The sequence below is a fragment of the Rhodobacter ferrooxidans genome (assembly GCF_000176015.1).
In the GTDB taxonomy this organism is placed as follows: Bacteria; Pseudomonadota; Alphaproteobacteria; order Rhodobacterales; family Rhodobacteraceae; genus Pseudorhodobacter_B; species Pseudorhodobacter_B ferrooxidans.
Genome location: NZ_ACYY01000024.1, coordinates 45263 through 53819 on the forward strand (window position 1 = coordinate 45263; position 8557 = coordinate 53819).

Annotated in this window: 8 protein-coding genes; all 8 read left to right on the forward strand. The window is 56.9% G+C overall.

The window, feature by feature from the left end:
* Positions 1-2187 (forward strand): chemotaxis protein CheA, encoded by a 2187-nt coding sequence (locus RSW2DRAFT_RS14510; RefSeq protein WP_008032253.1) that lies wholly within the window; start codon positions 1-3, stop codon positions 2185-2187.
* Positions 2174-2638 (forward strand): chemotaxis protein CheW, encoded by a 465-nt coding sequence (locus tag RSW2DRAFT_RS14515; RefSeq protein ID WP_040672323.1) that lies wholly within the window; start codon positions 2174-2176, stop codon positions 2636-2638. Before RSW2DRAFT_RS14510 ends, RSW2DRAFT_RS14515 begins: the two co-directional genes overlap by 14 nt.
* Positions 2635-3549, forward strand: a complete 915-nt coding sequence (locus tag RSW2DRAFT_RS14520) for a protein-glutamate O-methyltransferase (RefSeq protein ID WP_008032255.1) — start codon at positions 2635-2637, stop codon at positions 3547-3549. The genes RSW2DRAFT_RS14515 and RSW2DRAFT_RS14520 overlap by 4 nt, the downstream gene beginning before the upstream one ends.
* Complete coding sequence (locus RSW2DRAFT_RS14525; protein ID WP_008032256.1) at positions 3549-3935, forward strand: response regulator; 387 nt, start codon at positions 3549-3551, stop codon at positions 3933-3935. Before RSW2DRAFT_RS14520 ends, RSW2DRAFT_RS14525 begins: the two co-directional genes overlap by 1 nt.
* A complete protein-coding gene (locus tag RSW2DRAFT_RS14530; protein WP_008032257.1) occupies positions 3935-4303 on the forward strand; it encodes a hypothetical protein in 369 nt (122 codons plus the stop codon). The genes RSW2DRAFT_RS14525 and RSW2DRAFT_RS14530 overlap by 1 nt, the downstream gene beginning before the upstream one ends.
* A 148-nt stretch (positions 4304-4451) precedes the next feature.
* Positions 4452-6815, forward strand: a complete 2364-nt coding sequence (locus RSW2DRAFT_RS14535) for a methyl-accepting chemotaxis protein (RefSeq protein ID WP_008032258.1) — start codon at positions 4452-4454, stop codon at positions 6813-6815.
* Positions 6816-6869: 54 nt separating this feature from the next.
* Positions 6870-7925, forward strand: a complete 1056-nt coding sequence (locus RSW2DRAFT_RS14540) for a CheB methylesterase domain-containing protein (protein ID WP_008032262.1) — start codon at positions 6870-6872, stop codon at positions 7923-7925.
* 3 nt (positions 7926-7928) lie between these two features.
* On the forward strand, positions 7929-8465 hold the full coding sequence (locus tag RSW2DRAFT_RS14545; RefSeq protein WP_008032264.1) for a chemotaxis protein CheD: 537 nt from the start codon (positions 7929-7931) through the stop codon (positions 8463-8465).
* Positions 8466-8557 lie beyond the last annotated feature (92 nt).

Sequence of the window (8557 nt, forward strand, 5' to 3'; positions counted from 1 at the left end):
ATGAGCGCGCAGATTTCGATCCGGGACATGTTCTTCGAGGAAAGTGAGGAACTGCTGGAAGCGTTGGCCGAGGGTCTGGCGCTGATGAGTTCGGGCAGCCACAACGATGAAACCGTCAATGCGGTATTTCGGGCGGTTCATTCCATAAAAGGTGGTGCCGGAGCGTTCAAACTGGCGGCTCTGGTGGGGTTTGCCCACAGGTTCGAAACCGTGCTGGACGAACTCCGCAGCCACCGGCTCGATCTTGAACCGGAAGTCATGCACACGCTGCAACGCTCTGCAGATCACCTGACCGATCTGGTTGAAGATGCCCGCAACGGTGATGACACCGATACCGGCCAGACCGCCGAATTTCTGGCCGCACTCGATGCCTGCCTCGGGTCACCACCTTCAGCAGAGGCGGCGGACGACGACGCAGGTTTCGCATTTGCCGCCATTTCGATGGATCTCCTCGATCTGGATGGCCCGACGGACAGTGATGTCGGTGCGCCAGAACAGAATTTCACGATCCTGTTCCGCCCCCATTCGGCGCTTTTCACCAACGGACATGATCCGGCCTTGCTCATTGCCGCGCTTGCCGATCTTGGCACGGTAACGACAGAACTCGATCTGTCCCGGTTGCGCGATGTTTCCTCCTTCGATCCGACCGAACCGAAGCTCGGTTGGATGATCCGGCTATCGACGCTGGCAGAAAGGGCGGCAATCGACGAGGTATTCGAATTCGTTGAAGGCCTTTGCGATCTGCATATTGCAGTGTCGAATTCGGTTGAAGAACCGTCGCTTCAACCGGAAATCTCGATTGACCCGGAACTTGAGATCAGGCCTGTGACCGTCTTTGCGGAGTCCGGAACCGAAGGAATCGCGCTGGAAAAGACCGAAATACGCAGCAACGTGCGTCAGCAAATCGCCGCCCGTGAAGATGGGCCAGGCGAATCCGGCAATACCGAGGCCAGAGGTCCGAAGCCAACGCTGCGGGTCGATCTCGACCGCGTCGACCGGCTGATCAATGCTGTCGGTGAATTGATCATCAACCAGTCGATGATCGCGCAGCGGGTGCAGGAATTGCGTCTTGCAACCGATGCCGACGTCGTGACCCATGTTGAAGATTACCGACTTCTGGCGCGCGACATTCAGGAAGCCGTCATGGCAATCCGTGCGCAGCCGGTGAAACCGCTATTCCAGAGGATGTCGCGTATTGTCCGGGAGGCTGCTGATTCAACAGGGAAAAATGCACGCCTTGTGACGCATGGCGAAGGTGCAGAGGTCGACAAAACCGTGGTCGAGCGCCTTGCCGATCCGCTGACTCATATGATCCGCAATGCCGTCGATCATGGGCTTGAGTCAATCGAAGCCCGTATTGCAGCTGGCAAAGACCCCTGTGGCACCATCCATCTTTCCGCGGCGCACCGGTCGGGTGCTGTCATTATCACCATAAGAGACGACGGAGCAGGCCTGAACCGGCGCAAGATCCTGGAAATCGCCCGGAACAAGAATCTGATTTCTCCAGAAGCGGAACCAAGCGATTCAGAAATTGATGCGCTACTGTTTCTTCCTGGTTTTTCGACGGCCTCTACGGTCTCGAACCTGTCGGGTCGTGGCGTCGGGCTGGATGTGGTGCGTAATGCCGTAACCACCCTTGGAGGTCGGGTCACCATCGCCTCGACGCCGGGTCATGGCACCGAATTCACGATCTCCCTGCCACTTACCCTGGCCGTTCTGGATGGAATGGTTGTCTCCGTCGCCGGGCAGATCATGGTCATTCCGATCACGTCCATTCTGGAAACCATTCGGCCGGGCGATGGCGACCTACACATCATCGGCACCAGCGACAGACTCCTGTTGATCCGCGGAAAATTCATTCCGGTGGTCGATGTCGCGCAAGGACTGGGGTTCGTGCGCCCGCCGCTGCTGCCCGCTCCGGATACGCTGCTACTGGTGGAGACCGAGAACCAAGGGCAATGCGCCTTGATGGTTGATCGGGTGTTTGACCAAAGGCAAGTGGTGATCAAGGCGCTGGATACCAATTACGGCGCCGTTCCCGGAGTGTCTGCAGCCACCGTGTTGGGCGATGGCCAGATTGCTCTGATTCTCGATCCCGAAGCCATTGCCAACAACCGGGTCCAGCAAACCGCCGAACACTGGTCCTCGGCCAAACTGAACGAAGGGAAAAGCCTTGCAGTCGCCTGAATCCCATGTGCCGTCCGAAGTTGAATTCGTCACTTTCTTCACAGGCGGTCAGAGTTTTTCAATTGATATCACCCAAGTGCGCGAAATCAGGCGCTGGAGCGCGGTAACGCCCTTACCACATGCGCCGGCAGAGGTTCTGGGAGTGATGAACTTGCGCGGGTCGGTCATACCGATCTTCGATCTGGCCGTGCGGTTCGGTCTGAATCGTACGCCAGACAATGCGCGAAATGTCGTTGTGATTGCCGCGCATGACAATCAGACCGTGGGGCTCCTGGTTGAATCCGTGTCGGAAATCCTGTCGGTTTCCCGGGACCGAATTCAAGAAACTCCGGACCTGCGTTCCGACAATTCACGCCAGAGCATCATCGGGGTCATCACCGTCGACGAAGGTATGACTCGGGTAATCGACCTTGGGGCCGTCATCACCACCGGCAAAAGGACTGTCCAATGAACCCCGCCGCCGCCAGCACCCCTCCATTTGTGGGCGGCGTCGCCAATTATGGGTTTTCGGATGCAGATTTTGCCGTCATCGCGCGTCGCGCTCAAATGGATTTCGGGCTCCACCTGACCGTCGTCAAGAAAGATCTCGTCTATTCGCGCCTGACCAAACGATTGCGCCAGCTCGGTTTGACCGATTTCGCAAGCTATTGTCGGCTGATCGAAAGCGACGCTGGTGCCGACGAACGGATGGCGATGCTGTCGGCCCTGACCACAAACGTCACGCATTTCTTCCGCGAGGAACACCATTTCCAAACGCTTCGGGAAACAGTTCTGCCACCGCTGATCAAGGCAGCACGCGCGGGCGGCAGGGTGCGCCTATGGTCGGCGGGCTGTTCGGCCGGACAGGAACCGTACTCGCTCGCCTTCATCCTGCTTGACCTGTGCCCTGAGGCAGCAAGGTTGAACATCCGGGTGCTTGCAACCGATGTCGATCCCGTCATCCTGGTCCGGGCCAAGGCCGGAATATATGAAAACGACGAACTGAAGGCCATTTCGCCGTCCATCCGCGCGCAACATCTGGACACGGTGGCAGGGCAGCCCAATTGCTTTTCCATCGGCGCCAAGGCCCGGGAAATAGTCACCTTCGGCGAGTTGAACCTGATGCAGGACTGGCCGATCCGCGGTCCATTCGAAGTGCTGTTTTGTCGGAATGTGGCGATCTACTTCGACAAAGCGACCCAAAGCCGATTGTGGAGCCGTTTCGCCGAACTGATCACGGTTGGTGGTCACCTTTTCATTGGCCATTCTGAACGGGTGTCTGGTCCGGCGACGGCAAGTCTAGAAGCCGTTGGTGTAACCACCTACCGCAAGACGCCCGGCGAGTCCGGGAACAAAATGAATATTTTTGAAGGAGTTGCGTGATGAGCCTGAAAGAGACCATTCGCATCATGGTGGTGGATGACATGTCGATCAGTCGGGCACTGATCACGCAGTCGCTTGAGGAAATCGGCATCAAACACATCGCCACGGAAAGCGACCCGAGGGCTGCGTTGGGCAAACTCGTGGCTGCTCCGGTGCATCTGGTGATTTCGGACATGAACATGCCGGGCATGAGCGGACTTGATCTGCTGGAAGCATTGCGGAACAACCGCTCAACTCAGCGGATAGGGTTCATTCTTATCACCGGAACGCCAAGTGCGGACGTTCTGCGCCGCGGCCAGGAGTTGGGGGCCAACAATCTGGTCAAGAAACCTTTCACGACCGTAACGCTGAAAAGCTCGATTGAACGCGTCGTGGGGAAACTTTAATGAACACTCAGGAGAGCGTGACCCTCGCGCCGTCTTTGCTGATGCAGAGGGTTGCGGCAGAGCTTTCTCATTGCCAGGCAATTCTGCGCCGAGTCGAACACGCCGTGCACGAAACGGTGCTGGCCCCAGGCGCGAATACAACCGGCCCGGTCTGGCAAAAGAACATGCAGGATCTGGACCTTCTTGATCAAAGCCTGGGGGATCTGGCGCTTTGCCTGAACAGCGCGGCACAGGGCGCGGCACTCCACAATACCGTGCCGCTGAACGCGATCGAAGTGCTTGGGGCTCTCCGTCTGGAACACCTGCGCCACCGGCTGAAAGGGACGTCGGCAGTTCCTGACAGAATCGATCACATCGAAATATTCTGATCCGACCTGCCGAGATGCGGTGTCGGCAAAGGATCGAGCTAATTTTAGCAAAATCATTTGCTTAAGCAATATTTCATCTCCCGCACTCTAGAATCACCCATCTTGAAGCGGCCCCGAGCTGGTCGCATGAAAACAGAAGGTATGCGTCATGAATCCGCTCAGAGCCCTTCCTCTGAAACTCAAACTTCCCCTTCTCATCGTTGGTCTCTGCCTGACCTCGGCCGGGATCCTGCAGGTGGTGAATACGTTGCAGTTCCGGGCTGCAAGCTTCGCCGAAGCGAAAGAGCGCTTTGACCAAGTCACCCATGTGCGCGCCGAAAGTGTTCGGAATCTCATGGCAACCAACAGCGCCGCCCTGTTGTCGATGGCCACAATGCCGGGTATCGCAGAAAGCCTTGCCCGGCTTCATGGCGATTTCCACTTGTTGCCCGAAGGGCCAGCCACATTGATCAGCCAGTATATCGCGAAAAACCCCAATCCACCGGGCCAGCGATATCTGCTCGATCGCGGCGCTGGCCTGGAAACTTACCATGCCGATCATGCCGCAATTCACCCGGTCATGCGCAAGCTGCGCGACCTGCATGGCTTTGTCGATATCTTCATGGTGGACGAAGATTTCAACGTCGTTTATTCAGTGGCCAAGGATGCAGATTTCCTTACCAGCTTCCAGACCGGTCCCTATGCCAAATCGAACCTCGCCGAGGTGTTGCATAAGGCCGAAGCCGGAAAACCTGGCGAAGTTTTCCTAAGCGATTTCAGCGAGTATGCCGCCAGCAATGGCGCTGCCGCAGCCTTCATTGCCACAAAAGTTGTTGATCGCAATGGCAGTTTCGTCGGTTTGGTTGCAGCGCAGATTTCACTTCAATCCGTAGCCGAAATCCTCGGCTCGCCCGAAGGTCTGGGCGAGACGGGCGAGGTCTATCTGGTCGGCGCGGACATGCGCGCCAAGTCGGCCTCGCGCCATGAAAACGGCTTCAAGCCGCTTGATCCCATGCCGCAGCTTCCGCAGATCATCGCGGCCTCCCGCGGCGCTGCAAAGTTCTTCGAAGACGTTCCCCTGTCCAATGGCAGTATTGGCATTGCCGAATCTCAATCCATCGACGTGATGGGAATTTCCTGGGGCTTGGTGGTTGAGCGCGACATTGCCGAGGTCATGGCTGCTTCGAATGCGCTTATCCTGAAGATCCTTTTGATCGGCGGCATGATTACTGCCGCCGCCCTTGCACTTGGCATCTTTTTCTCGCGATCCATCACCAAACCGATCAGTCGGATCAGCCAGGCAATGGACAGCATTGCCAATGGTAATCTGAACATCACCATCCAAGATGCTGATCGGGGTGACGAACTGGGGGTAATCGCGCATTCGGTGAACGCGCTACTCGACAAGTTGACAGTTGCAGGGATCGCTGAAGAAGAGCGCGACCGGATGCAGGTGGAATTGCGGCATGTTGTGGAATCGCTGAGCGCCGGGATGCAGGAACTGTCGATGGGCAACCTGACTCAGCCAATCACTGACGCTTTTGCCGAAGACTATGATGGCCTGCGTTCCGACTTTAACGCCACGCTGGAAAAACTCAGTGACACGATCGTGCAGGTCGTTGAGGCATCTCAGAACATCCGTGCCCGCGCGACCGAGATCAGTTCGGCCTCCGAAGACCTGTCGCGTCGCACGGAAAACCAGGCCGCCGCCTTGGAACAGACAGCCGCCGCGTTGGACGAGTTGACAGCATCGGTGCGGTCGGCCGCCGAAGGCGCGATCGAAGTCGAAAACATCGTGCAGCAAGCCCGCAAGGAAGCCGAAGATAGTGGTGCCGTAGTTCAGGGTGCTGTAGGCGCGATGGCCGAAATCGAGAAGTCATCAGAACAGATCTCGCAGATCATTGGCGCTATTGACGACATCGCGTTCCAGACCAACCTTCTGGCCTTGAATGCGGGAGTCGAGGCGGCGCGTGCCGGTGACGCCGGGAAGGGATTCGCTGTCGTTGCATCGGAAGTTCGGGCACTTGCGCAACGTTCCTCGACTGCGGCCAAGGAAATCAAGACTCTGATCGGCACAAGTGCACAGCATGTCGGTCGTGGTGTCGACCAAGTTGGCAAGGCTGGCGAAGCCTTGCAAAGCATCGTCACCAGCGTGGCGAATATCTCGACGCTGGTTTCCACAATCGCAGCCGGTGCCGCCGAACAATCAACCGGCTTGGCCGAGATCAATATTGGCGTGACTCAACTGGATCAGGTGACGCAGCAAAACGCGGCCATGGTAGAAGAATCGACGGCTGCAAGCCATTCGCTGAACCATGATGCGACCGGACTTGCCGAACTGGTGGCAAAGTTCCGCGTCCCGCAGACAGAGGCTCAGTCGGTCGGTGCTATCTCCTTGACGCATTTCCGGCCCAGCAGTTTCGCCAGTTCTGAAACCTTGTTGGCAGATTCGAGTGAGGGACACCAAGCAATCTCATCGACACCTTCCAAGGTTGCCGTCGCTGGAACCAAGGCGATCTGGCAGGATTTCTGATCCGAATGACCGTCATGGCCGTGAAGATCTGATGGCACCAACAGGGAAAATCTCATGCGCAAGATCACCGTTGTCATCGCTTCTACCAGCCCGGTTAACCGTGTCAGAATCAGCAAGTTGATTTCTACGGTTCCGGGTGCAGAGATCATCGCGATGACCGGTGATCTATCTGAAACCTTTACGATCTCCGAGGCCCGCGAGCCTGATCTGGTGGTTATCTCCAGCGAGTTTCAGAAGCTCGATGAATTTAAGGCGATGAAGTCCCTGTTCTATGCGCTCGATTCCCGGTGGATCCGCGTGGAAACAGATGAAAAAAAACTACCGCTTGCGATTGTTCACATGAAATCCGGGCAGCAAGCACCGGAACCGGTCATAGATTTCCAGATGTCGACACAAGTTGTTCAGAATCAGATTCACCGTGCCATGTTGATTTTGCGAACCTACGGAAACCAGCCAGCACCGACTCCTCGCAAGGTCGAGCAAACCGCTTTTGATCGACTTGTGGTCATCGGATCTTCAACCGGTGGAGTGGACGCGCTGTTGACTCTGCTTTCGGAATTTCCACTCGATTGCCCACCCACGGCGATTGTCCAGCATACCGGAAGGAACTTTTCGGAAAGCTTGATCCGTCTGCTGGATCGGCGGTGCAAACCTCAGGTGGTGGGCGCACAAGATGGTTTGATACTGCGTCCAGGCATGGTTTGTGTCGCCGGCGGCATCGAGGGTCACATGCTGATCAACGGCACCCAAAGCTATAGGTGCCAGATTCGGCCAGGTCCACCCGTCTCGGGGCACGTACCGTCGGTTGATGCGCTGTTTCGTTCGGTTTTGCCACTTGCACCAAAGGTCGTCGGCGTGATCTTGACAGGAATGGGCCAGGACGGCGCTGCGGGCCTGCTGGAACTGCGTCGGGCCAGCTGCATCACCTTTGGCCAAGACGAAGGCAGCTCCGTAGTTTATGGCATGCCGAAAACCGCTTGGGAGATGGGTGCCGTACAGTACCGGTTGCCCATTCAGAAGATTGGTGCCGAAGTCTTGCGGGTTTGCGCACAAGGTTCGGCGTCGCTTTCACAAATGGCAGGCGACGAAAAAAGCCTGACGGTGCGCTGAAAAATGAACCTGCAAGCGGATCAAACCACTGCCGTCGTCCAAGGTGAATACCGCATTTCCGAAGATCCGTCAGAGGTGCTTTCGACAATTCTGGGCTCGTGCGTCGCTGTCTGCCTTCACGACCCGGTGCGCAAGGTCGGGGGCATGAACCACTTTCTTTTGCCATTTGGCCAAGAGGAGGGAACGAATCGACCAGTACGCTATGGGCTTTTTGCCATGGAAATGCTGATCAACGCCTTGATGAAGCAGGGGGCGAAGAAAACTCGGCTTCAGGCAAAACTGTTCGGCGGAGCAAGGATTTCCGCCGATCTGCGGGATATCGGCAAGTCGAACGCCAGTTTTGCGCTGGAATTTCTTGCGACCGAGGGCATTCCTTGCCTCGGCGAAAGCCTAGGGGGCACAAACGCCCGCCGCGTAATTTACCGCCCTACCTCCGGGCTGGCCCGCATGTTGATCGTTCCCTCGACCAACCTCGCACCGGTCGAACGTCAGCTTCCGCTAAACAGACCAGCGCGCCAGAACATGATCGAATTGTTTTGAGGGGGGAACCATGACCGGTGCTCCGTCTGAATAGCCCATAGGGTTGAGACTCAATGAAGTCCACCAGATGACTGTATCGACCCAGTGAAAAT

Coding starts and splice junctions, on each gene's coding strand:
- RSW2DRAFT_RS14510 (WP_008032253.1), top strand. CDS start 1: ATGAGCGCGCAGATTTCGATCCGGGACATGTTCTTCGAGGAAAGTGAG.
- RSW2DRAFT_RS14520 (WP_008032255.1), top strand. CDS start 2,635: ATGAACCCCGCCGCCGCCAGCACCCCTCCATTTGTGGGCGGCGTCGCC.
- RSW2DRAFT_RS14525 (WP_008032256.1), top strand. CDS start 3,549: ATGAGCCTGAAAGAGACCATTCGCATCATGGTGGTGGATGACATGTCG.
- RSW2DRAFT_RS14530 (WP_008032257.1), top strand. CDS start 3,935: ATGAACACTCAGGAGAGCGTGACCCTCGCGCCGTCTTTGCTGATGCAG.
- RSW2DRAFT_RS14535 (WP_008032258.1), top strand. CDS start 4,452: ATGAATCCGCTCAGAGCCCTTCCTCTGAAACTCAAACTTCCCCTTCTC.
- RSW2DRAFT_RS14540 (WP_008032262.1), top strand. CDS start 6,870: ATGCGCAAGATCACCGTTGTCATCGCTTCTACCAGCCCGGTTAACCGT.
- RSW2DRAFT_RS14545 (WP_008032264.1), top strand. CDS start 7,929: ATGAACCTGCAAGCGGATCAAACCACTGCCGTCGTCCAAGGTGAATAC.